Below are 23,116 nucleotides of genomic sequence, written 5' to 3'. Positions count from 1 at the left end.
CCGTTGGCAGGTCGTGGCGCGGGTGGCGGAGCTGCCGGACCGCCGGGCCCTACGCGAGTGCTCTCGCTCCGTTCAGCCAGTGGCGATCGATTCGACCCAAGCCCAAGCCTCCGCGCGGGGGCGTTCGGGCGGTGGGAAGTTCTTCCTTTCGACGTCCTGCTACTCATGGGGGCAGTAGTGGCCCACGCCGTTGCCGGGGTCGCCGTGGTTGCCCACGCCCTGGGATTCGTTGTGGTGGTTGCCACTGTTGCCGGGATCGCCCAGGTTCCCGACCCCGTGGTCGGCCAGGTCCACGCAGGACGGGGTGGCCGATGCCACGCCGGTGGTTGCCAGGCTGACTCCAAACAGTGATCCCCCTGCCACAGACAGGGCGATCAGGCGCTTGAGGGTTCATGTCTTCATGGTCTCAGCTTGTCCGACGGGGCAGAAGGTGAACATCGGCAAGATTGAGTATTTGTGTCGCCACGGACCGCGTTGGCTGATGGAGGGTGCTCACGGAGCCGAAGGACCCCTGGGCGGTCAGGGGAGCCGGGGGCCGTGGGAGCCGATCACAGCCGTTCGCAGCACCGGAACGGTTCCGGCCGCCCCGTCAGGCTCCCTGGCGCCGGACCCTCGGCTCGAGGCGGCGTCTTGGCCCTTCAGGCCCCGTCGGCGTTGCCCCGTCCGGGGGCTTCCAATCTGACGCTCGACACGGGCAGCGGAGCGACGATCAACGCGTGCGAGGTCGGGAGCCCCACGCCGGGTAACGCAACGACGAATTGCGTGTCCGGAAGCTCGCAGATCGTGGGGGATCCGACCGATCTGCAGCTCTCCTTGTACGGAGGCGGGAATATCGAGGTCGGGAAGAGCCTCAACTCGATCAATGCCATCCTGTGGGCTCCTCTCGCCACCCTGGACACTCACGGGCAAGCCGTGAATGTCACGTGGACCGGCTCGATGGTGCTCGGCCAGCTGACGACCGATGGGCAGCCGGTGACATTGCAGCTCAACTACGACGAGCGCGTTGCCACCGAGTTCCAGGACACGCTTTGGGATGTCACGAGCTACCTACAGACTTCGCCGACCTTCTCGATCCCGAACTTCTAGACGTCCGTCGCCGACAAACCGAGTCGCCGGCGCCAGCGCATCTTGGCGGAACCCGGCCGACGCATCCCTCACCCTTCCGGGGCGACCACCCGCTACGACGCTGGGACGGCGTTGCCGGCTGGGCCCGCGGGGCGACGCGGCGTGCGAAGTAGGCGAGTCCGGCTCGTTGTGGGAGCCTGCAAGACCATCTTGGACGGACACGCAATGGTGCGCGCCGGCGACCTCATCGCCAGGGTGGAGACGGAATCCACCCTGGGATCCACCCGTGGGCTGATGCCGGACGGACCTTGGTGTCAGACACTGGCGACATGACATTCACCGATTACCTCATGAACATCGCCCTCATCGGCTTGGTCGTCCTCCAGATCCGGGGGCACAAGGTGACTCGTGCCCGTCTGCTGTTCCCGTTGGTGGCCACGGTCTTCGTTGCCGCCCAGTTCCTCCACGCCGTTCCCACCGCCGGCAACGACCTCGTGCTGGTCGTCGGGTTCGTGTGCGTGGGCGGCGCCTTGGGGGCGCTGGCCGGGCTATTGACCACGATCCGACGCGACGGGGCCGGCGCCTTTGCCAAGGCGGGCCTGGTGGCCGCCGTCCTCTGGGTGGTCGGTATCGGTGCCCGCACGGGCTTCGCCCTGTGGGTGGGGCACGGCGGGCAGGCGGCCGTCGCCCGGTTCAGCGCCTTCCACCACATCACCTCGGGCGCTGCCTGGGGTGCGGCGTTCGTCCTCATGGCGATGGCCGAGGTGGCCGCCCGGACCGGCGTCCTCTACCTCAAGGCCCGCCGCACGGGTGCCGTCATCGAGCGTGGCGGACTGCTGCGGTCTCCGGCGGCGGCCTGAGCCTCGAAAGCGCCGGGACCAGCGGTCAGGTGGGATCATCGTGTCCGTGGGGCTGGCATCCCAACTCCGAGGACATGGGGGGACGAGCACAGAGCGCCTCCTCACTGTCGCTCGCCTCGCCGGGCTGGCGGCACTCCTCTGGACCGCCGGGCACCAGCCGCCACCGAGCGGCGTGCGGGCCGACCACCCGGTGAGGTGGGTGTCGATGGTCGGCGCCGGGATCGGATGGGTGGGCTGGATGGCCAGCCGTCGCCTCCGAGCCTCGGGGCGCACGACGTGGTGTCTCCTCGCGCTCCTGGCGGCGTCCGGAGGTGCCCTCGCGGCCTTAGCGCCCAGTGCCATCACCTTCATGGCGGTAGCCGGTCTCGGTGCGGCGATCGCCTTCGAGGCACTACCGGCGTTGGGCGTGGGAGGGATCGGGATTGGCGCGCTGGTGGTGGCCACGTTGGCGGTGGGCGCTCCCACCGTCCTTGTCGCCGAGGGGGCGGTCTCCGTCGTCCTCGGGCTCATGGTCGGCGCCAGCCGGCGCCAATACGTGGAACGGACGTTTCAGGCCGAGCAGCTCCTGGCTGAACGGGTCCGGGCCGATGCAGAGCGGGATCGAGCGGCCGCGCTCGCTGAACGCAACCGAATCGGACGCGAGGTGCACGACGTACTGGCCCACTCCCTCGGCGCTTTGTCGGTCCAGCTGGACGCCGCCGACGCGCTCTTGGAGAAGGGCGACGACAGCGCCAAGGCTCGTCAGTTGGTCCAACAGGCTCGTCGGCTCGCCGTCCAGGGGTTGGAGGAGACACGCCAGGCCGTGCACGCACTGCGTGACGACCCGGTGGCGCTTGCCGAGCAACTGGCCTCGCTCGCCGCACGTGATGGCGCCGAGCTGACCGTGACCGGTGCGCCCCGTCCGCTCGCAGCCGATACCGGGCTGGCGCTGTATCGCGCCGCCCAGGAGGCGGTCACCAATGCCCGGAAACACGCGCCCGGGGCGCCGGTCTCGATCCATCTCGATTTCGACCCGCGGTCGACGACCTTGATGGTCACCAACGGTCGATGCCCTGACGGTGACGCCACGAGCGAACTCAAGACGACAGGAGGTGGCTTCGGCCTCCAAGGCATGCGCGAGCGGATCGAGCTGTTGGGCGGCCAGGTCGTCGCCCAGCCGAGCACGCTGGGTTGGACCGTCCAGGTGGCGGTGCCGGGGTGAGAGTCGTGGTGGCCGACGACCAGACAGTCGTCCGGGAGGGTCTGGTCACGTTGCTGGAGACCATGCCCGGCATCGAAGTGGTGGGGGCTGCGGCCGATGGCGAGGAAGCGGTCGCCCTGGTCGCGGAATTCGCCCCGGAGGTCGTGTTGATGGATCTCCGGATGCCCCGAGTGGACGGCGTGGAGGCGACGAGGCGCATCCGCACCGACCATCCCGAGACCCAGGTGGTGGTGCTCACCACCTATGCCGATGACGGGTCCATCGTTGGGGCCCTGCGGGCGGGAGCGATCGGGTACCTCACCAAAGACGCCGGCCGTGATCACATCGGCCGAGCCCTCGAAGCGGCGGCTTCAGGCCAAGCCGTTCTGGACCCGGCGGTCCAGGCCCGGCTCGTGGACGTGGCCTCCTTGCCGGGTACGCCGGTGGCGGGAGGCCCCCTGCCGGACGGGTTGACCGAGCGAGAGGGAGAGGTCCTTCGGCTCATCGCCGCCGGCCGCTCCAACGCCGAGATCGCGGGACAACTCTTTGTGAGCGAGGCCACCGTGAAGACCCATGTGAACCGCATCTTCGCAAAGACCGGGAGCCGGGACCGCTCCCAGGCAGTTGCCTACGCCCATCGCCGTGGTCTCGCCGGGTGACCATTGGGCCCGATCTGGACGGCTGTGATCGCACCGTCCGCCATCGACTGCGGGATTAGTGCGGGGCGCCAGAGCGAGGGCTGACCTTCACCCAACGGGTACTGCTCGGGGGGCGCTTCGGAGTCTGGGTCCAGGTGGCGCTTGCCGGTCAGTTGTCGGGCGGGTCGACCGGTCTTGACGATCACCCGGGCGGGGGCAAGGGCGGGGGCGGGGGCGGGTGCGGCGCCGGGTGGCTCGGTTCCGCCGGCCCGTGGCCGTGGGTCTGGGCCGCCTGTTCCTCGGCGGTGGCGCCCATGTAGACGAACAGCCCGATGAGGACGAGCCAGAAGTCGTAGAAGAAGCCGACGGCGACCATGACCGCGGCGAGGATCCTGGCGATCCTCCCGGCCTGGCGCGTGGCGGTCAGACGGTCGTGATTTCGCTCGAGAGCCGCCCGCAGCACCCGCCCGCCGTCCATGGGCAGCGCGGGCAGCAGGTTGAAGCCGCCGAGCAGCGCGTTCAGCCACGCGATCCGGGCGAACCAGGAGCCGGCGAACAGGGTGGGTGGCCACAGGTGGGCGCCGACAGCCAGGCCCCCGATGGCGGCGAGGACCGCCAGGCCCAGGCTGGTGAGCGGCCCCATGATCGCGATGGCCAGCTCGTCGCCCGCTGCCTCGGGCATCGTGGACATCTGCGAGAGGCCCCCGATGGGCAGGAGCAGGATGTCCTCCACGACGGCCCCGCGGCGCCGGGCGACGACACAGTGGGCGTACTCGTGGACGAGCACCGAGGCGAAGACGGCGGCGATCCACACCAGGCTCACGCCGGCGGTGCCCGGGGCGCCTGCATCGGCCCACGCGACCAGCACCAGCAGGACGAGGAAGGTCCAGTGCACGCGGATGTCGATCCCGCCGATGCGGGCGACCCGGATCGAGCTTCGTGTCATGCGTCGCCGTGTCATCCGGCCTTGCTGCGCCATGCGGGCACCTGCCTCGCGACCAGGCCCTACCGCCAGGATGCGCGTGGGCCGGCATCGGCGCCAGGGCACAACGTCCATTCGGCGGCCCGGGGCGTACCCCGCCGCCCGCCGGGCCTGGCCGCGGGCGGTGAAGCGCCGGAAACGGGTCCGACGACCCCTACGGTGCCGTGGCTCTCACGCCGATAAGAGACGCATGGCTCGACCCGGGGTCTTCAAGCACCCGCGCAGCCCCCGGGCCGGGGGCATAGCGCTGGTTGATCCCCAGGTCAGCGCCTCCGTCGAGGGGCCGGGACCCGCCGTCGACGGCGGGACCGACGGACCGGTCGGTCCCCGCCCGGCGCCGGACGGGGAGGTGTCACGCCGGATCGGCTCGGACGACGGCTCGGGGTTCCCGCATGTCGTCGGCGGGGAGGTCCACCGAGGGTTCTGGCTGACCCACATGCGGATCGGCTTCGGGGTCTTCCTGGCGGAGACCGTGGTGGTCCTCGGCTACCTGGGCACGACGCCCCACGGGCCTCACCGACCGCTGCTGTGGATCGTCGCCGCCTCGTGGCTCGTTCTCGCCGCGGTCAACCTCTGGCTCGTCCGGTTGGTGGCCGCCAAAGCCTGGCGGGCGACCTTCTCGGCCGGCTGGACCGTCCTGTCGGCGTTCGCGGTGGGTGCGGTCGCCGACATCGACGGCGGGCTGCGCAGCCCGATGCTGATCCTGCTGTTCCTCCCCATCAGCTTCGCCGGGTGGGCCTTCTCGCCGGCGGCGGCGGCCGCATGTGGCGCGTCGAGCCTGGCATCCCTGGCGTTCGTCGTCGCCACGAATCACGTCCCCGGAGCGGCCGGGAACACGGCGTTGATGCTGGGCGCCGTCCTGGCCGGATCCTCGGTGCTGTCGGTGGCGGCGGCACGAAACCGCGTCCGCCGGGAGCGTCACGAAGCCGTCCTGGCCGACACGATCGTCGAGATGGCCGCCACCGACGGGCTGACGGGGTGCGCCGTGCACCGCGTCTTCCACCAGCGGTTCAGGGACGAGGTCGCCCGGTCGCAGCGCCACGGGCACTCGTTGAGCCTCGTGCTGATCGACCTCGACAACTTCAAGCAGGTCAACGACACCTACGGGCACCTCGTGGGGGACCACGTCCTGGCCGCTTTCGGCGCCGCCCTGTTGGCGCACTCCCGCAGCTTCGACGTCGTCGGGAGGCTGGGGGGCGACGAGTTCGCGGTGCTCATGCCCGACACCGAGCCGTCGGCGGCCGCCGCGCTGGCCGAACGGATCCGCAGCGACGTCCCCGCGGTCCTGGAGGTCCCGGTGACGATCAGCGTGGGCGTGAGCGGCCTGGACCGGTCGGTGTCGACGACCGAGCAGATGTTCGACGACGCCGATTTCGCCCTGTACGAGGTGAAGCGCTCGGGACGCGACGCCGTGGCGGTCCGCTTCCCCTCGAGCGTCGCCCACGACCCCACGTCGTAGGCACCGCTCGCGTACCCTCTGCGTCCATGGCCTCGCTCCGGGCTTCCCGCGCGGTGGCCCCCGCCGTGCCCGAGGCGACCCAGCAGGACCGTCACGGCATGCCGTCGTTCCGGACGTCGCGCACCCGAGCGCGCTGGTGGTGACGGTCCGCGACGCCCGGCCGGACGATACCGCCGAGGTGGCCGGCGTCCACGTCCGGTCGTGGCAGGTCGGCTACCGGGGCCTGCTCGCCGACGAGTACCTCGACTCGCTGCGGCCCCACGAGCGCGCCGCGCGCTACGACCTGGGGGCGACGGGCCCGGGCCTGCCGTCGACCATCGTGGCCGTCGCCGACGGCTCTGTGCGCGGCTTCGCCACCACCGGCGCGGCGCGCGACCCCGACGTCGCCGGCGCGGGCGAGGTCCTCGCTCTGTACGTCGACCCGCCCGCGTGGGGGTCGGGCGTGGGCCGGCGCCTGATGGCCGAGGCGCGGGCGCGCCTCGGGGCCCGGGGCCACCGCCGGGCGGTGCTCTGGGTCATGGTCGGGAACGTGCGTGCCCAGCGCTTCTACGACCGTGACCGGTGGGCACCCGACGGGCTGCGTCGGACCGATGAGGTCTGGGGCACGGCGGTCGACGAGGTCCGCTACCGGCGGCCGCTGCCTTGACGCCCCGGGTTCACGCGGGGTCGTGGACGAGCAGCCTCCTCGACGCTGTCCCGCCGCCGGACGCCCCCCCGCAGGTGGTCCCGCGGCGCCGGACGGGTGCATCACGGGGCCGGCGCGACCGGGGACGGTGAGCGGATTTGTCACAATGGGACCATGACGTCTCGTGCCGCCCGTCTGACCCGTCACGCCGATGGGCCCGGGCGCCCTCGCTCCACCGACTCCCGGTGGCCCGTGCGAGACGCGTCCGCCGTCCTGGCTGTCGCGCTCGTGGGTGTGGTGGTGACGAGCTGCGGGACCTCCCGGGCGGCCGTGCCGACGACGCTTCCCACGAGCACGGTGGCACCGACCAGCACCACCTCCACGACCACGACGACCACGAGCCCGCCGCCCCCGACGACGACCACTGTCGCCGTCCCGGGGTCGCCGCAACCCTCCGCCGAGGGCGCCGCCACCTCGCTCGTGTCGGCCTGGGCCACGGGGAACAACGCCCGGGCGCTGACGGTGGCGACCCCCGACGCCGTGGCCACGCTCTTCGCCGTCCCGTATCGCAGCGGGTTCGCCATCGACCGGGGGTGCACCTCGGCGTTCCTCCCGCTCATCTGCACCTTCGGGCCCCCCGGCGGCGGCCCCGTGAACGCCGCCATCTACCAGCTGTCGGTGTCGCAGGCGCCCGGCGGCTGGTACGTGAGCTCCGTCCGCATCGAGAGCTGAGCGCCCGGCCTACGCTGGCGTCTCCACCGACGACCACCGACGACCACCGGGGCCCGTGCGGATCCTCCTCGTCTCCGACCTTCACTGCTCGCTGCCCCAGCTCGACTGGGTCGTCGCCGACGCGCCGGACTTCGACCTCGTCGTGCTCGCCGGTGACAACCTCAGCATCAGCTCGGCGGTCCCCCTCGACGCGCAGAGCGTCGTCATGGTGGGCTACATCTCGTTGCTGCACGAGGCCGGCCGCGTCGCCATCAGCTCCGGCAACCACGATCTCACCGGGCCCGACGCGCACGGTGAGCAGTCGGCCCTGTGGCTCGGCGAGGTGAGGGCGGCGGGGATCCCCACCGACGGACGGCGACTCGGTGCTCGTCGACGACACGCTCGTCACCGTCTGTCCGTGGTGGGACGGGCCGATCGGCCGGGCCGCCGTGGAGGAGCAGCTGGCCGCCGACGCCGCTCGCCGCCCGGCGCGCTGGGTCTGGGTCTACCACTGGCCGCTGCTCGGGTCCCCCACGTGCTGGACCGGTCGACGCCACTACGGCGATGCCGACGTCGGCGGCTGGATCGGCGACTACCGGCCCGATGTGGTGATCACGGGCCACGTGCACGAGTCACCGTTCCAGCCCGACGGCTCGTGGGTCGACCGCATCGGCGACACGTGGGTCTTCAACGCCGGCCACCAGATCGGGAAGGTGCCGGCCCATGTCGACGTCGACTTCACCGCCGGTCGGGCCCGGTGGGTGTCGCTGCTGGGCACGGAGGAGTGCGACCTCGCCGGCGCCGTGGTCCCGGCGCGGTCCGTCTTCTGACGCGCTCCTGGCGGTCGCCGCGGGCCGGGTCGCCTCGGCGGCCGACCGCGTGCCGGCCGGGGCGCCGCGCCCGTCAGTAGTCCGGGTCGGGGTCGCGCGCCGAGCCGGGCCGGGCGGCGGGTGCCTGGCGCTGCGCCAGTCGCCACAGCATGTCGGAGACCATCGTGAGGCACGGCGTCAGTCGTCGCGGCCGCCGGTGGCGGTGGTCGACGTCGTTCCCGAGCTCCGGGTGCCGGCGACCGATGACGTGGATGCCGATGACGTGGATGCCGGTGACGCCGACACCGTCGAGGCGCCGGCGGTGGCCGTCCCCCCGGACACGACCGTGGCGGGCCTGGGAGTGGCGCTCGGCGTGCTGCTCGCCGTCGCCGCGCCCGATCCCGTCGACCCGGTGGCCGATCGTGTCGGCGTGCCCGCCGCCGACGTGCCCGGCACCGCCGACGCTGGAGCGCTCGTGCCCTGGATCCTGGGCGCCAGGGCCAGTCCCACCACGGCGGCCGCGCCCGTGGCGAGGAGCGCGATCGACCGTGACGTCCACCGCGCCCCGGCCATGGCGCGTCGACGGCGAGTGGTATCGGTTGGCTCGGCGTCGTCTCGAGGTCTCATGCGTGCCATGTGACCGCGTCCACATCGGGGCCGCCGTACAGCGCCCTGTGTGTCAGCTGAGCGTCTTCACGTGCCGGTGCATGCGGGGGTCGCGGGTGTAGCCGGCCGCCTCCCAGAAGCGCACGGCATGGGGGTGGTCCGACACCACGAGGGCGTTCACCCGCCGGGCCCCCACGGCGCGCAGGCGGTGCTCGGCCTCGGCCACCAGGGCCAGGCCGAGCCCCCGCCGCCGCCACTCCGGGTGGACGGCCAGCCGGTAGAAGCTCGCCCGCCATCCGTCGAAGCACGCCATGACGCTCCCCACGATCCGAGCGTCGACCTCGGCGACGACGAGGGCCGCGGGGTCATGGGCGCACAGCGCCCGCACGCTGGCGGGGTCGTCGGTCACGGTGGGCTCGGCTCCCGCACGGCGCCACAGCGCCACCACGTCCTCGGCGTCGTCGGATCGGCCCCGGCGCATGACCCATGGTGCGGGTGCGGGTGCGGGGACGGGTGCGGGGACGGGTGCGGGGCGGGTGGACGGCGAGGGCTCCATGGCCGATTCTCCAACGGCGGGCCGCGTCGTGCCAACGACGCACGTCATGGCCGTGGGAGGGTGCCGGGCCGGCGCCGGACGACGAGCACGACGGCGTCGCATGGCGGCGGCGGGTGCAGGGCGCGCCGTGGGACGGTGCGTCCCGTCGACACGGTGAAGGACCGTGTCCACCGGGCGCGGCCCGGCGCGCCCGGGCCGACCCAGCGCCGGGCCACGTAGCGGGGCACGACGAGGTCGGCCGCCACCAGCCGGCTCCCCGGTGCCAGCAGGCGGCGCACCAGGGCCGTCGTCACCGCGAACGGGGGGTTGGCGACCACGCGGAACGGGCGCCGCGGGAGGCGCAGGTCGGCGGCGTCGGCTTCGACGACGGTCACCGGGCGGCCCCGGAACTCGTGGCGCAGCCGGCGGGCTCGATCGGGGTGCAGCTCCACGGCGATCACCCGCGCCCCGGCGGCGACCAGCGGCACCGTCAGCGCGCCCGATCCCGCCCCGACGTCGACGACGAGGTCGCCCGGCCCGACACCGGCGTCGGCGACGAGCAGGCCGGCCCAGTGCCTATCGAGGCGGTGCCACCCCCACCGTGTCCGGGAAGGCCCGGCCACGGAGCATCATGGTCATGGTCGCTCCCACGCGTGGATCGTATTCCGGGGCCGGCGCGGGCGCGCCACCGCGCGCCCGACGGGTCAGCTGCGGGGGATCGCCGCCCAGGGCAGGTCCTTGTCCAGGCGGGGCTCGCCCGGCAGGCCCAGAACCCGCTCGCCGAGGATGGTGCGCATGATCTCCGAGGTGCCACCCTCGATGGAATTGGCACGGCTGCGGAGGAAGGCGTACCGGGCGTCGGTCCCCCCGGCGAACACCGCACGGTCGGGCCTGCGCATCGCGTAGTCGGTGGGGAAGAGCGTGCCGTGCATGCCGAGCAGGTCGACGCACAGCTCGTAGACGCGCTTGTTGAGCTCGGCACCGACGAGCTTCGCCACGCTGCCCTCGGGCCCGGGCGTGCCGGCGCGGCGCAGCGCCCGGGCGCGCATGTTGGTGAGGCGCGCCACCTCGGCCTCCACCCACAGCGCCATCAGTTTGGCGCGCTTGGCCCCGGTCTTGTCCGGGGAGTCCCTCCAGATCCGCAGCGCTTCGTGGATGGGGCCGGCGTTGCGCGCCGGGACCCCGCCGCCGATCGCCACCCGCTCGTTCATGAGGGTGGTGGTGGCCACCCGCCAGCCCGCGCCCACGGCGTCGAGGCGCTGGCTGTCGGGGATGCGCACGTCGGTGAAGAAGACCTCGTTGAACTCGGCGTCCCCGGTGATCTGGCGCAAGGGGCGGACCTCGACGCCGGGGGCGTTCATGTCGACGACGAAGTACGTCATGCCCCGGTGCTTGGGGACGTCGGGGTCGGTGCGCGCCACGAGCAGGCCCCATCGCGCCGTGTGTGCCAGCGTGGTCCACACCTTCTGGCCGTTCACGACCCATTCGTCACCGTCGCGCACCGCCCGGGTGGCGAGGCCGGCGACGTCGGAGCCGGCGCCGGGCTCGCTGAAGAGCTGGCACCACACCTCCTCGCACGTGAACAGGGGCCGCAGGTACCGGGCCCGCTGCTCCTCGGTGCCGTGGGCGAGGATGGTGGGCGCTGCCATGCCGTAGCCGATGACGTTGCGGTCCGACTCGTTGGGCGCGCCGGCGACGCGCAGCTCGCGCTCCACGACGCCCTGCAGGTCGGGGCCCACGCCGAGGCCGCCGAGCCCTTCGGGGAACGACACCCAGGCGAGCCCGAGGTCGAAACGGGCGCCGAGGAACGCCACCACGCCCGTGGTGGCGGGGTCGTGGGTCGTGAGGAGGTCCCGGAGCCGGGAGCGGACGAGGTCCTCGTCGGTGGTCACGGCGTCGGTGAGGGGCATGCGACCAACGTTAACGACAGCGCCCGGGGGGCGTCATCCGGCCGGGAGCGGCGGGACGGGCCGTTCCCGGCCCGTCCCGCGCTCCTCCCGGCGGCGCCTCAGGCGGGTCCTGGTGCGGAACTGAGCGCGCTGACGATGCGGGACTTGCCCTCCATCTTCGCCCGGTACATGGCCTGGTCAGCGGCGCGGATGAGGTTGGCGACCGACGCCGGCCGGTCGTGGCCGGCGGGCGCCACACCGATGCTGACGGACAGGGTGCGCTCCCCGAACGGGGTCGTGAACGGGCGGTCGAAGCCCTCCAGGATGCGCTCGGCGATCTCCACCGCCTGCTCGTCGTGGGTGAGGTCCTCGCAGATCACCAGGAACTCGTCGCCGCCGAACCGCCCCACGGTGTCGGCCGGGCGGACACACTCGGTCAGTCGCTGCGCGATGGCGGTGAGGACGAAGTCGCCGGCGTCGTGGCCGAGCTCGTCGTTCACCAGCTTGAAGTTGTCGACGTCGACGAACAGCACGGCCACCTGGCACTCCTTGCGGTGCACGCGGGCGAGGGCGTGGGCGAGGCGGTCGCTGATCAGCACGCGGTTGGCGGCCCCCGTGAGCGGGTCGTGCACGACCTGGTGCGACAGCTGGGCGCTCAGCGCGCGCTCGGCTTCGTAGAGTCGGGCATTGGCCACGGCGATGGCGGCGTGCTCGGCGAACAGCGACACGGCCCGCAGGTCGTACTCGCTGTAGACGTGTCCGGGGGCACCGATGAGGTTGATCACGCCGAGGACCTGGCCGCGGTGCATGAGGGGTACGCACACCGCGCTCTGGGTCTCCTGGTGCCCCTTCTCGGAGACGGTCCCCTGCACGAGGAGCGGCTCGCGGTCACGCGCCACCCGGCTGGCGATCCCGCCGCCCAGCTCGATCGGTGCGCCGCCGGCGTTGCCGGCGCGGCACACCACCGCCAGGTCGCCCTCGTCCTCGACGAGCATGATGGACCCGCTGGCGGCCATGAGGAGGTCGAAGGCGCTCGACAGGATGAGCTGGAGCACCTCGTCCACGACGAGGACGGAGTTCATGGCCTTGCCCGCCTCGTAGAGCATGGCGAGCTCCTTGAGCCGGTTCGACAGTGCCGCGCCGAGGACGCGCTCGTCGACGAGGAGCTTGGCCAGGCGACGGAGGTGGCGCTCCTTCTCCATGACGTAGGCGGCGAGCCCGACGACGAGGACGACGGTCCCGATCCGGAACCCGAGCAGGTTGGCGAAGCCCAGGTGGTGCCCGGCGCCCGATGTCAGCAGGGCCACCGCCGCGGCCAGGCACACCAGGCCGGCGAAGGCGATCGTCCAGAGCTGGGAGCGGCGGCGGTCGACCGCCTCGAGGGTCGGGGTCGAAAAATCCTTGATCCCGACGATGCGGGCCTCTTGCTCCAGGAGCCTCGACACCCCGACCTCGTCGAACCCGCGCGGGGCGGGGCGCTCTGTCACGTCGACAGGTATCGGCCGCCGGCGCACGGGCCTTGAGCCGCCCGGCCCGCGGGCCCGGGGTACCGGCCGGGGGCTGGCGCACGACCGCGCCAGCACTCCCGTCACGGCCCTGATCGGGCGCGGCTTCGTCATGGAGCGCCTCGTGGAGCACGACGGGACGTCCTTCGCCCCGCTCCCGTGGTTGGTGCGTCACGACGACCAGCGCCACGGCATCCCGCCCGGCCGGCCCCGGGTGCCGCTCAGCTACAGCCTTCTGGCCCGCCGCACGTAGCATCTGGCCCGCTCCGGTCCCGCTCCGGTCCCGCCCGGGGCCGCGACCGGTGACCCGACGGGAGGGCGTGGTGGAACGAGTCGAGTTCGAGACGATCATCTACGAAAAGGACGGGGGTGTCGCCCGCATCGTCCTCAACACGCCCGACAAGGCCAACATCCAGACGGCGCAGCAGGTGTGGGACATGGACGAGGCGCTCGCCCGGGCGGACGACGACGACGACGTGAAGGTGCTCGTGCTGAAGGCGAACGGCGAGGGCTTCTGCGCCGGGCACGCCATCGTCGGCATGGACGAGATGCCCGAGGTCTACCCGACGACGGGGCCGACGCCCGAGCGCACGTGGCGCCGCCACCACTACGGGCTGTTCCTGTGGCCACCGCTGCGGCTGTGGGAGTTCCCCAAGGCGACCATCTCGCAGGTGCACGGTTACTGCGTCGGGGGCGGCACCGTGTACGGCCTGCTCACCGACCTCACCATCGCGTCGGACGACGCCTACTTCCAGATGCCGCTCCCGCAGGGGTTCGGCCTCCCCGGCGCCCAGACCATGATCGAGCCCTGGGTCATGATGAACTTCAAGCGCGCCGCGGAGTACCTGTTCCTGGCGCCGACCATCGGGGCCGAGCAGGCGCTGCAGTGGGGGATGGTGAACCGCGTGGTGCCGCGTGCCGAGCTCGACGACACCGTCGAGGAGATGGCCCGCACCATCGCCAAGATGCCGCTCACCACCATCCTGGCCACCAAGCAGGGGCTCACGCGGGCCTGGGAGATGATGGGTATGCGGGTGCACCTGCAGCAGTCCACGGACCTGGTGGCGCTGTGCAGCGGGGCCAGCGACGTGCGCAGCTTCATGGCCTCGCTGGGCGGGCGCCGGCCGCGCCACAAGGCGGCGGAGAGCGCCGGGGAGAACGCCTCGGCGCAGTAGCCGCCGCCGATGGCCGCGGCCACCGGGCGGGGTGGGCCGCCCGCGGTGATCAGAGGCGGGCGGGCCGCCGCTCGACGAGGAGGCTCTGCAGCGACCGGCCGATAGGGCCGTGGGCATCCCACAGGGCGCACTCGGCCAGGCCGACGCCGGGGATGCCGATGCGGGTGGCGGCGTCCAGGCACACCCACTCGCCGACGGCGGGCCGCAACAGGTGCACCGTCAGGTCGGGGTTGATGAAGACGTAGCGGGCGAAGTCGAGCTCCGCGCTCACGCCGTTGCCGAAGTCGGCGGCCGCCGCCACCCGCTGCAGGGGAGACGGTTCCTCGCCGGGGACGACGGGCACCGCCAGGCGGACCCACACCGTGGCCGGGCCGTGCTCGGCGAACGTCCCCACCACGTAGCGCAGCTCGGCGCCCTCGCTGTGAAAGGCGCGGTCGTCGCCCATCGAGGTGTCCGACACGTACCCGTCGCCGGGGCCGGCCGGCGCGCCGGGGTCGCGGCCGGGCACGGGGCCCCGCGCCAGCGCGTCGGCAAGCCCCGCCGAGGCCTCGCCGGACGGCTGCACCCGGATGCGCAGCGCCCGGGCCCACGCCACGTCGCGCCCGTCGGCGGCGATGCGGGCCTCGACCACCTGGACCTTGCGCCCGGGCCGGCTCACCGTGGCCGAGACCGCCAGCGGGGCCAGGGGCACGGGTCGCAGCAGTTCGACGGTGAGCCGGGCCACGTGCATGGTCTCGTCGCGTTCGCAGGCCTCCACGGCGCGCGCCAGCAGCGCGGCCACGGGCCCGCCGTGCAGGGCACCGGGGCTCCACGGCCCCCGGGCGTAGGCGGTGGGCACCACGTGCGCACCGTCGGGGACGAACAGCGCGTCGTGGACCGCCGGCGTGCTCACGTCCCGGGATCGCGCTCGCCCCGCCGCCGGGGCCCGGCGGGCGGCTCGAGCCGGTCGAGGACCCAGGCGGGCGGGCGGGCCGTGAAGCCGTCGTCGGGCCAGTCCATCCAACCCGACATGGCCAGCGCCCCGCCATCGGGGTGCAGCGTGGTCCCGGTGATGTACGACGAGAGGTCCGACGCCAGGAACAGCACGCAGTTGCCCACGTCGGCGACCTCGCCCTTGCGGCGCAGGGGGATCGTCAGCCAGTCGCCCGGGTCGGTGCCGTCCCCGGCGGCGGCGGCCCGCTGCCCGGCCGACCCCGCCCGACCGGCGATGCCCGCCAGGCCGGCGGTGGGCACGAAGTCCGGGGCCACGCAGTTGACGCGGACGCCCGACCCGCCGAGCTCGACCGCCAGGGTGCGGGTCAGGTGCGTCACCGCCGCCTTCATCGCCGCGTAGATGGCGTACCCCGGCGCGGCCCGGTGCGCCTCGATGGAGGTGATGGTGACGATGCTGCCCCCCGTTCCCGACGCCGCCATCCGCCGCGCCGCCTGCTGCGTGGCGTCGACGATCCAGGTGAAGTTGGCGCGCACCAGCGCGTCGCGGCCCTTGGCGCTGACGTCGGTGAACGCGGCGCGAAACGTCCCACCGACGACGTTCACGAGCACGTCGAGCCGGCCGAAGCGCTCGTCACAGGAGTCGAAGACCGACGCCAGCGCGTCGGTGTCGCGCACGTCGACGTGGGCGTCGAGCACCTCGACGCCGAGCGCGCGGGCCTCGTCGGCCGTGGTCGCCAGGGTGTCGGCGTCGATGTCGGCCAGGACCAGCGCCGTGCCGGTGCGGGCCAGGTCCAGCGCACAGGCGCGACCCAGGCCCCCACCGCCGCCGGCGACGACGGCCACCTTGCCCGCCAGCCCGGCGCGCTCGTCGAGGAACGACACGCCGTCTCCGCCCTCCGCCCCGTCCCGCTGCTCGGCGCGGGGGTCAGCCCGGCTCGGTGCCCACGACGGACACGAAGGACACCATCTCCCCGGGGTAGCCGCCCAGGTTGTGGGTGAGCGCCAGGGTGCGGCCGTTGTCGATCTGGCGCTCCGGGGTGGCCTCGCCGCGCAGCTGGAGCCAGCACTCGAAGAACATGCGCAGCCCCGACGCCCCCACGGGGTGCCCGAAGCTCTTCAGGCCGCCGTCGGGGTTGACCGGCAGCTCCCCGTGGAGGTCGAAGGTGCCCGCCAGCACCTCCTTCCACGCCGTGCCGCGCTCGGCGAACCCGAGGTCCTCCATGAGGACGAGCTCGGTGGGGGTGAAGCAGTCGTGCACCTCGGCGAAGGCCAGCTGCCGGCGCGGGTCGGTGATGCCGGCCTGCGCGTAGGCGTCGGCGGCGGCGGCCGCGCACTCGGGGAAGTGCGTGTAGTCGTAGGCGGGGTCGATGAGGCCCGACCCGCTGCCCGCCGCGAAGGCGAGCGCCTTCAGGTAGATCGGCTTGTCGGTGAAGCGCGAGGCGTCCTCGGCCCGCACCACGATGGCCGCCGCGGCGCCGTCGGCCACCCCCGCGCAGTCGAACACCCCCAGGCGCCCCGCCACCCGGGGCGAGGCGCAGATCGTCTCCTTCGACACCTCGCGGCGGAACTGGGCGCGGGGGTTGCGTGCCCCGTTGGAATGGTTCTTGGCCGAGATGGTGGCGAGCACGTCGGTCATCTGGTCCTCGCCGACGCCGTACTTCTCGCCGTACGCCGGCGCCACCATGGAGAACATGGCGGCCGCTGTCAGGGTGCGCGCCGTGCCGTCGTTGGGTGGGCCGGCGGCGTTGAGGCCCTGGTACCCGCTGTCCTTCACCTTCTCGGCGCCGACCGCCATGGCGATGTCGTAGGCCCCCGAGGCCACCGCGTAGGCCGCGGCGCGCAGCGCCTCAGACCCCGTGGTGCAGTAATTCTCCACGCGGGTCACGGGCTTGCAGTCGAGCTGCAGCGGGCGGGCCAGGGTGATGCCGCTCATCCCGGACTGGGCGGTGCCGAGCCAGTAGGCGTCGACGTCGTCCTTGGTCACGCCCGCCGACGAGAAGGCGTCGCCCGACGCCTCGATGATGAGGTCGTCGAGCCCCTTGTCCCAGTGCTCCCCGAAGGGCGTGCAGCCCATGCCGACGATGGCCACCCGGTCGCGGATGCCGTGCGATGCCATGGTCGCTCCTCCTCGGTCCGGGACTCAGCCCTGGGCGGCGGGCGCGCCGGGCCCGGGGACCGGGCGCGCCTTCCAGAAGTAGTCGTGGATGCCGTCCGCGCTGAAGAGGCGGCGGAAGGTCATCTCCACGTGGTCCCCGATGCGCAGCGCGTCGGCGTCGATGTCGGTCAGCTCGACCGGGAAGCGACCCCCGCCTTCGAAGTCCACCACGGCGAACACGATGGGGGGGCTCGGTGAGTACGCCAGGCGGTCGACGGTGAAGGTGACCACGGTGCCGACGAGGTCGGCCATCGCCGCGGGCTCCATGTCGTCGACCGCGCCGCCCGTCATCGACACGCGCGCCGGGGGCAGGTGCACGGCGCCGCTGGTGCGGTCGCGCGAGCCGACGAAGCCGAACTTCCAGGACTCGTTGCGCCAGGCCGCCGGGGCGGACACCCGCTGGGGCTCGGGCCGCCGGGGAGGCTCGGGGGTGAGCATCCCCCGCCAGGCCAGGAACTTCCCGTAGGGGAGGTCGGCCCCGGCCGCCACCTGGTCGGCCACGGGCCGGGCCGGGGCCCAGGCGGTGCGGGCCCCGGTGGTGCGGAACACGAGCACGTCGGCGCCGTCGGCCAGGTGCACCAGGGCCACGACCTGGTCGGGGCCGGCCGACTCGAGCATGGACGCCAGCACCAGCCCGGGGTGGGCGGCGCCCGCCTGCCCCACGGTGGTGCCGAGGTCGTCGTGCGCCGCGTCCTCGCGCACACCCAGCTTCGACGCCAGCGCCTTGGCGGCGCGCCCGTGCATGCCCGTGACGACGAGGTGGTCGACCGCCGCCGCCTCGACGCCGGCCGCCTTGAGCGCCCGGGCCCAGGCGTCTCGCCCCAGCACGGCGTAGCGGGTCTCGCCGAAGCGCTCTTCCCAGGCGCGCGAGCGGCGGTCGCCCGGCGTGCGCCACCGGTCGAGGAATTCGTCGGTCGCCGAGGCCCCGCCGAGGTACCGGGCGATGAGTGGTGCGCCCGTCCCCCCGTCGCCTACGACCAGCGCGGCGGCGGCATCGCCGCCCGCGGACTCGTCGGCCCCCCCGGGGAGGCCGTCGCGCTGGTCGGCCATGACGACCAGGGTCGTGGTCGAGCCGTCGAGGGCGGCGGCCAGGGCGCCGACACCCGAACGCAGGCCGCCCCCGAAGTCGACGGCGGGGACCTCGCCGGGCAGGCGCAGGGCGGCGTGCACGGCCGTGGCGTTGGTCTTGTCGAGGTAGGCGGGGGAGGCGGTGGCGAACCACACGGCTCCCACGGCGGCCGCCGGCGCGCTGCGCAGGGCCAGGCGGGCGGCCTCCACCCCCATGGTGGTGGTGTCCTCGTCGTGGGAGGCCACGGCGCGCGCACCCTTGCCGCCCCCCGACCCCAGGAAGGCGGCGACCTCGGCACGGCGCAGGCGGCTACGGGGGACGTAGCCCCCGGCGCTCACGATCCCGCGCACCCGCTCACCCGACAACGGCGTTCCCGGCACTCCCGGCGATGGTAGCCGTGCCCTGACGGCGAGTCAGAAAGATCCCCGGACGTCCCCGGACGTCCCCCGGACGTCCCCCGGACCCTCGGCCCAGCTTGATGGCGGGCGGTCCTGGCGCGTTCCGGCCCCTTCCCGGACAGGGTGCCCCTCCCGGTTCGGTGACCTTCGACCCTGGTGCCAGGGCGCCGATGCGTGTGACCGTCGGGTGGTCCTCATGTCGTACCCGACGGAATCCCACCCCCACGGCTACATCTCGACGGCCTGCCGTGTCGGCGACCACGAGTCGTGCGATCGGCGGGTGGTGGTCGGGTGCGCCTGTTCCTGTCACATCGGGCCGGCCATAGACACCTCGGGCCGGCCATAGACACCCCGGACCCATAAGCGTACGGTGGCATCGGAAGGGCGACCTCGACGGGGCGCGCAGGACCAGAGGCAGCAGCACGCAGACCGTGGGTCCGGCGCCCCGCCGCCCTTTCGTCCGCCTTTCGACGCCCGGGACTCATGAGCGCTCGCTTCGAGGCAAAGGCCCTGGGTGCGGTGATCGCCCCCGCCGGTCGAGTCGATGATCTCGGAGGCACTCGCGTTCTGAAGGCTCCGTTCTGAAGGCTCCGTTCTGAAGGCTCCGTTCTGAAGGCTCCGTTCGCCGCTCCCGCCCAAGCTTCCGGGACTCGTGGTCGAGAACAACCTCCAGGGGGCCACCGCACGCCCCGGGGGCCGGGGGCGTCTAGGGGTGTGGGTGGCCGATCAGCGTCGCCTCGAGGCCGCAGAGCTCCAGGTATTGAACGGCGTCCGCGGGGCTGAAGCCTCCGCAGGTCCGGGCCATCGTCAAGGAATCGAGCTGGTGCCGAACCCACTGAATGTCGCGATCCTTCATGGTGCCCCCCACATCCCTATGACCATCGTCCCTAAGCCCATCGTCGTTCGGAGGTCTGGCCGTCAGGGCCGAACGGCCCCGCTGGGTCCGCCAGACGGCCCCCGGAACCCTCGGGGCCTGGGATTTCCTCTTTGGTGCCACCCGCCGACTTCTATCTGGTGCGGATCGCCTTTTGGGTGCAAAGCGCTCGCCGGGATACGATCTGACGGCCTGTCAGGAAATCGAGGGCGACCAGTGCAGGAGGAAGCCGCATGGACTTCGAGTTCTCGCCGGAGCAGCTGGCCTTCGTCGAGGAGGTGGAGCGCTTCCTCGACGAGCACGACGACCCCGACGTCTTCGACGTCACCCGCGAGAACATGGCGCAGATCGTCGACACCCCCAAGCGGCGGGCCTTCATGGCCGAGATGGGCGAGCAGGGGTGGCTCGGGATCACGTGGCCCAAGGAGTACGGCGGCCGGGAGGGCGACGGCGTCTACGAGTACCTCCTGAACGAGTCCCTGGCCCGCCGGGGCGGCCCGCAGATCGGCAAGGGCGTGGGCATCGTCGGCAAGACGATCATCCGGCACGGCAACGAGCGCCTCAAGCGGGAGTTCCTCCCCAAGATCCTGCACAACGAGGTGGAGTTCGCCGTCGGGTACTCCGAGCCCAACGCCGGCTCCGACGCGGCGTCGATGCAGCTCAAGGCCACGCGTGACGGTGACGGCTGGCGGTTGAACGGCCAGAAGACGTGGACGACCTCGGCGCACTTCGCCGAGTGGTACTGGGTGGGGGCGCGCACCGACCCCGACGCCCCCAAGCACTTCGGCATCACGCTGTTCCTGGTGCCGCTCGACCACCCCGGCATCACCATCAACCCCATCTGGACCATGGGGGACGAGCGCACCAACGAGGTGTACCTCGACGACGTGTGGGTGTCCGACGACTACGTGGTGGGGGAGCTCAACAAGGGGTTCCAGTACATCTCCGAGGCCCTCGACCTCGAGCGGTTCACCATGTTCACCTACTCGCCCATCGGCCAGCGCCTCGACCTGCTGTGCGAGTACGTCGCCGGCGCCGAGCGCGACGGCCGCCCCCTGAAGGACGACCCCGTCGTCCGCCAGCGCCTCGCCGAGCTGGCCACCCAGGCGGAGGTGGCCCGCGTGCTCGGGCTGCGGTTCGTCAACGAGTCGCAGAAGGGCGGCGCCGCGCCGACGACGCACGCCTCGGAGTACAAGCTGTACGCCACCGAGCTCTCCAAGCGCCTGGCCGACGCCTCCATGGACATCGCCGGCCCCGGCTCGCAGCTGCGGGTGAAGACGGCGGACGCGCCCATGGCGGGGCGGGCCGAGTCCACCTACCGCTACACCGTGATCGACACCATCGGCGGCGGGGCGTCTGAGATCCAGAAGAACATCATCGCCCGGCGCCGGCTCGGGCTCCCCAAGAACTTCTGATGGCGAAGGGCACGGCCGGCCCGCTGGCGGGCGTCGTGGTGCTCGACCTGTCGAGCGTCGGGCCCGCGGCGCGCTGCACGCGCCTGCTCGCCGACTACGGGGCGACGGTCGTGAAGGTGGGCCCCGTGCCGGGCCGGGGCCCGGCCCCGGTGACCCCGCCCTTCTTCGCCTACAGCGCGCACCGCGGCATGCGCCGGGTGCAGCTCGACGTGCGCGACCCCGACGGGCGCGAGGCCTTCCTCGCCCTGGCGGCCGGGGCCGACGTGGTGGTGGAGAGCTTCCGGCCCGGCGTGGTCGACCGCCTGGGGATCGGGTACGAGGCCGTGCGGGGGGTCAACCGCGGCGTCGTGTACTGCTCCACGAGCGGCTACGGCCAGGACGGGCCCCGGGCCGCATGGGCCGGGCACGATCTCGACTACCTGGCGGTGGCGGGCTACCTGGCGGCGACCGGGCCACGTGCCGACGGGGGGCCGCCGGTCCCCGGCGCCACCATCGCCGACGCCGCCGGCGGCGGCATGCACGCCGCCCTGGCCGTGTGCGCGGCGCTGGCGGGCCGGGGCGCGACCGGTGAGGGCACCTTCCTCGACGTGTCCGTCGCCGACGGGGTCCTGTGGCTCATGTCGCTGGCCGCCGACGAGCACCTGGCCACCGGAACCTCGCCCGGCCCCGGCCACGACGTGCTCACCGGCCGCTACGCCTGTTACGACACCTACCGTGCCGGCGACGGCCGATGGGTGGCGGTGGCCGCCATCGAGGCCAAGTTCTTCGCCAACCTCTGCCGGGCGCTCGGCTGCGAGCGCTGGACCGAGCGCCAGTACGACGACGAGGCGCAGGACGCCATCCGCGCCGACCTGGCGGCCGCCTTCGCCACGCGCCCGCGCGACGAGTGGATCGCCGAGCTCGCCGGCGCCGACACGTGCGTGGCCCCGGTGCAGGAGGTGGCGGAGATCGGTGCCGACCCCCAGTTCGCGTGGCGCGGCGCAGTGGTGGAGGCCAAGCATCCCGGGCGCGGCACCTTCCGCCAGGTGGGCCCGGTGCTGGCGGGCATGGCCCCCGTGGCCGAGCCGGTCGTCGTCCCCGACGACGGCGTCACCGACACCGACGAGCTGCTCGGGGCGGCCGGGTTCCCGGCGGCGCGTCTGGCCGAGCTGCGCGCCCGCCAGGTGATCGCGTGAGTGCCCCCGACACCGTCGGGGCCGCCGTCGAGCAGGCCCGGGGCCTGGTCGGCGTGCCGCAGTACGAGGAGGTCGGCGAGTTCCCTGTCGAGCGCGGCTACGTCTGGACGATGTGCGCCGCGGTCGAGAACGGCAACCCCCTGTTCTGGGACGACGACGTCGCCGAGGAGCTCACCGGCGGGCCCGTGGCGCCGCCCACCATGATCTCGGCGTGGTTCCGGCCCCACCACTGGGCACCGGGACGGACCGGGGAGCACCTGCCGCTCAAGGTCCATTTCGACCTGAAGGAGCGCCTGGACCTCCCCGAGGCGGTCATGACCGACAACACCATCGTCTTCCACGAGCCGGTGCGCCCCGGCGACGTGCTGCGCACCCGCCAGGTCCTGCGCTCGGTGAGCGACGAGAAGACCACCAAGCTCGGCACCGGGCGCTTCTGGGTCATCGACGTCGAGTACACCAACCAGCGCGACCAGCTCGTGGGCGTGGAGACCTACACCGGGTTCGGCTACCGGCGCGGCCCCGGGCCCGGCGGGGGCGGCGGCACGGACGGGGGTGCGTCGTGAGCCCGACGACGCCGGTCCTGCTGTTCGCCGACGTGGCCGAGGGCGACCGCCTGCCGCCCCTCGCCTACGACGTCACCGCCACGACCGTGGTGCTGGGCGCCCTGGCGGCACGCGACTGGCGGCCCATGCACCACGACAAGGACTTCGCCGTGGAGCGCAACGGCACGAGGGACATCTTCCTCAACACCCCGAACCAGGCGGCGTGGTTCGAGCGCTACATCACCGACTGGACCGGCCCCCACGGTCGCCTCGGGCGCGTCACGTTCCGCATGCGCGACTCGGTGTTCCCCGGTGACACCATGGTCCTCGACGGCGTGGTGTCCGAAGTCGCCGTGGACGACACCGGGTGCGGCTGGGTGGGCCTCGACATCACCATGTCGGTCGACGGGGACGTCAAGAGCACCTGCGCGGCGCGCGTCGCCGTCCCGGTCGAAGCCGCCGACAACCCGTGGCGGCGACGCCAAGAGCAGTGGAAGCCCTGAGAGGAGCTGGGAC

25 protein-coding genes are annotated in these 23,116 nt (G+C 73.0%); 15 read left to right on the top strand and 10 right to left on the bottom strand.

Annotated features, from left to right (window positions below; genetic code table 11):
* Positions 1-159: 159 nt before the first annotated feature.
* Entirely contained in the window at positions 160-318 is a 159-nt protein-coding gene (locus tag VMV22_05705) for a hypothetical protein (GenBank protein HUY21816.1), read from the bottom strand.
* A 312-nt stretch (positions 319-630) separates the two neighbouring features.
* On the opposite strand from VMV22_05705, the gene VMV22_05700 reads away from it, so the two are divergent.
* The 4 genes from VMV22_05700 (at position 631) to VMV22_05685 (ending at position 3,764) form a co-directional block, all read left to right on the top strand.
* A complete protein-coding gene (locus VMV22_05700; protein ID HUY21815.1) occupies positions 631-1,086 on the top strand; it encodes a hypothetical protein in 456 nt (151 codons plus the stop codon).
* 308 nt (positions 1,087-1,394) lie between these two features.
* Positions 1,395-1,925: a hypothetical protein gene (locus tag VMV22_05695; GenBank protein ID HUY21814.1), complete on the top strand. Its 531-nt coding sequence runs from the start codon at positions 1,395-1,397 to the stop codon at positions 1,923-1,925.
* Positions 1,926-2,130: 205 nt separating this feature from the next.
* A complete protein-coding gene (locus tag VMV22_05690; protein ID HUY21813.1) occupies positions 2,131-3,126 on the top strand; it encodes a histidine kinase in 996 nt (331 codons plus the stop codon).
* 8 nt (positions 3,127-3,134) lie between these two features.
* Positions 3,135-3,764: a response regulator transcription factor gene (locus VMV22_05685; protein HUY21812.1), complete on the top strand. Its 630-nt coding sequence runs from the start codon at positions 3,135-3,137 to the stop codon at positions 3,762-3,764.
* A 181-nt stretch (positions 3,765-3,945) separates the two neighbouring features.
* On the opposite strand, the gene VMV22_05680 is transcribed toward VMV22_05685, so the two are convergent.
* A complete protein-coding gene (locus VMV22_05680) occupies positions 3,946-4,689 on the bottom strand; it encodes a site-2 protease family protein (GenBank protein HUY21811.1) in 744 nt (247 codons plus the stop codon).
* 226 nt (positions 4,690-4,915) lie between these two features.
* Here VMV22_05680 and VMV22_05675 point away from each other — a divergent pair, with 226 nt between their 5' ends.
* From VMV22_05675 to VMV22_05655, 5 genes are all read left to right on the top strand, one after another.
* Positions 4,916-6,184, top strand: a complete 1,269-nt coding sequence (locus VMV22_05675) for a GGDEF domain-containing protein (GenBank protein HUY21810.1) — start codon at positions 4,916-4,918, stop codon at positions 6,182-6,184.
* A gap of 139 nt (positions 6,185-6,323) precedes the next feature.
* The gene (locus VMV22_05670; protein HUY21809.1) at positions 6,324-6,830 is read left to right on the top strand and encodes a GNAT family N-acetyltransferase; all 507 of its coding nucleotides are present in this window, start codon (positions 6,324-6,326) and stop codon (positions 6,828-6,830) included.
* A 231-nt stretch (positions 6,831-7,061) separates the two neighbouring features.
* Positions 7,062-7,541: a hypothetical protein gene (locus VMV22_05665; GenBank protein ID HUY21808.1), complete on the top strand. Its 480-nt coding sequence runs from the start codon at positions 7,062-7,064 to the stop codon at positions 7,539-7,541.
* Between the two features lie 362 nt (positions 7,542-7,903).
* Positions 7,904-8,350, top strand: coding sequence for a metallophosphoesterase family protein (locus VMV22_05660; GenBank protein ID HUY21807.1), 447 nt, complete (start codon positions 7,904-7,906; stop codon positions 8,348-8,350).
* Between the two features lie 196 nt (positions 8,351-8,546).
* Positions 8,547-8,969 carry a hypothetical protein gene (locus VMV22_05655; GenBank protein ID HUY21806.1) on the top strand — a complete coding sequence of 141 codons (423 nt, stop codon included), beginning with the start codon at positions 8,547-8,549 and terminating at the stop codon, positions 8,967-8,969.
* Positions 8,970-9,008: 39 nt separating this feature from the next.
* Here the strand turns inward: VMV22_05655 and VMV22_05650 are convergent, their stop codons facing one another.
* The 4 genes from VMV22_05650 to VMV22_05635 all read right to left on the bottom strand — a co-directional run bounded on the left by VMV22_05650 (position 9,009) and on the right by VMV22_05635 (position 12,846).
* Positions 9,009-9,491 (bottom strand): GNAT family N-acetyltransferase, encoded by a 483-nt coding sequence (locus VMV22_05650; GenBank protein ID HUY21805.1) that lies wholly within the window; start codon positions 9,489-9,491, stop codon positions 9,009-9,011.
* Between the two features lie 44 nt (positions 9,492-9,535).
* On the bottom strand, positions 9,536-10,093 hold the full coding sequence (locus VMV22_05645; protein HUY21804.1) for an rRNA adenine N(6)-methyltransferase family protein: 558 nt from the start codon (positions 10,091-10,093) through the stop codon (positions 9,536-9,538).
* Positions 10,094-10,174: 81 nt separating this feature from the next.
* On the bottom strand, positions 10,175-11,380 hold the full coding sequence (locus tag VMV22_05640; GenBank protein HUY21803.1) for an acyl-CoA dehydrogenase family protein: 1,206 nt from the start codon (positions 11,378-11,380) through the stop codon (positions 10,175-10,177).
* A gap of 98 nt (positions 11,381-11,478) precedes the next feature.
* Positions 11,479-12,846, bottom strand: a complete 1,368-nt coding sequence (locus tag VMV22_05635) for a sensor domain-containing diguanylate cyclase (protein ID HUY21802.1) — start codon at positions 12,844-12,846, stop codon at positions 11,479-11,481.
* 130 nt (positions 12,847-12,976) lie between these two features.
* On the opposite strand from VMV22_05635, the gene VMV22_05630 reads away from it, so the two are divergent.
* Both VMV22_05630 and VMV22_05625 read left to right on the top strand, forming a co-directional pair.
* Positions 12,977-13,117, top strand: a complete 141-nt coding sequence (locus tag VMV22_05630) for a hypothetical protein (protein HUY21801.1) — start codon at positions 12,977-12,979, stop codon at positions 13,115-13,117.
* 70 nt (positions 13,118-13,187) lie between these two features.
* Positions 13,188-14,039, top strand: a complete 852-nt coding sequence (locus VMV22_05625; GenBank protein HUY21800.1) for an enoyl-CoA hydratase-related protein — start codon at positions 13,188-13,190, stop codon at positions 14,037-14,039.
* 49 nt (positions 14,040-14,088) lie between these two features.
* Here the strand turns inward: VMV22_05625 and VMV22_05620 are convergent, their stop codons facing one another.
* From VMV22_05620 to VMV22_05605, 4 genes are read right to left on the bottom strand one after another with little or no spacing between them, the layout of a single operon-like run.
* Complete coding sequence (locus VMV22_05620) at positions 14,089-14,931, bottom strand: thioesterase family protein (GenBank protein HUY21799.1); 843 nt, start codon at positions 14,929-14,931, stop codon at positions 14,089-14,091.
* Positions 14,928-15,854 (bottom strand): SDR family oxidoreductase, encoded by a 927-nt coding sequence (locus tag VMV22_05615; GenBank protein ID HUY21798.1) that lies wholly within the window; start codon positions 15,852-15,854, stop codon positions 14,928-14,930. The genes VMV22_05620 and VMV22_05615 overlap by 4 nt, the downstream gene beginning before the upstream one ends.
* 43 nt (positions 15,855-15,897) lie before the next feature.
* Positions 15,898-17,088, bottom strand: coding sequence for an acetyl-CoA acetyltransferase (locus VMV22_05610; GenBank protein HUY21797.1), 1,191 nt, complete (start codon positions 17,086-17,088; stop codon positions 15,898-15,900).
* Positions 17,089-17,112: 24 nt separating this feature from the next.
* Positions 17,113-18,576: an OB-fold domain-containing protein gene (locus tag VMV22_05605; protein ID HUY21796.1), complete on the bottom strand. Its 1,464-nt coding sequence runs from the start codon at positions 18,574-18,576 to the stop codon at positions 17,113-17,115.
* Positions 18,577-19,701: 1,125 nt separating this feature from the next.
* Between VMV22_05605 and VMV22_05600 the strand changes: the two genes are divergently transcribed.
* The 4 genes from VMV22_05600 to VMV22_05585 are packed head-to-tail and all read left to right on the top strand — an operon-like array spanning position 19,702 to position 23,103.
* A complete protein-coding gene (locus tag VMV22_05600; GenBank protein ID HUY21795.1) occupies positions 19,702-20,883 on the top strand; it encodes an acyl-CoA dehydrogenase family protein in 1,182 nt (393 codons plus the stop codon).
* A complete protein-coding gene (locus VMV22_05595; GenBank protein HUY21794.1) occupies positions 20,883-22,058 on the top strand; it encodes a CaiB/BaiF CoA-transferase family protein in 1,176 nt (391 codons plus the stop codon). Before VMV22_05600 ends, VMV22_05595 begins: the two co-directional genes overlap by 1 nt.
* The gene (locus VMV22_05590) at positions 22,055-22,621 is read left to right on the top strand and encodes a MaoC family dehydratase N-terminal domain-containing protein (GenBank protein ID HUY21793.1); all 567 of its coding nucleotides are present in this window, start codon (positions 22,055-22,057) and stop codon (positions 22,619-22,621) included. The genes VMV22_05595 and VMV22_05590 overlap by 4 nt, the downstream gene beginning before the upstream one ends.
* A complete protein-coding gene (locus tag VMV22_05585; protein ID HUY21792.1) occupies positions 22,618-23,103 on the top strand; it encodes a hypothetical protein in 486 nt (161 codons plus the stop codon). The genes VMV22_05590 and VMV22_05585 overlap by 4 nt, the downstream gene beginning before the upstream one ends.
* Positions 23,104-23,116: the final 13 nt, after the last annotated feature.

The organism is Acidimicrobiales bacterium (assembly GCA_035531755.1).
Taxonomy (GTDB): domain Bacteria; phylum Actinomycetota; class Acidimicrobiia; order Acidimicrobiales; family UBA8190; genus DATKSK01.
The sequence above is the reverse complement of the archived record's forward strand: the minus strand, read 5'-3'. Positions and strand labels throughout refer to the sequence as shown.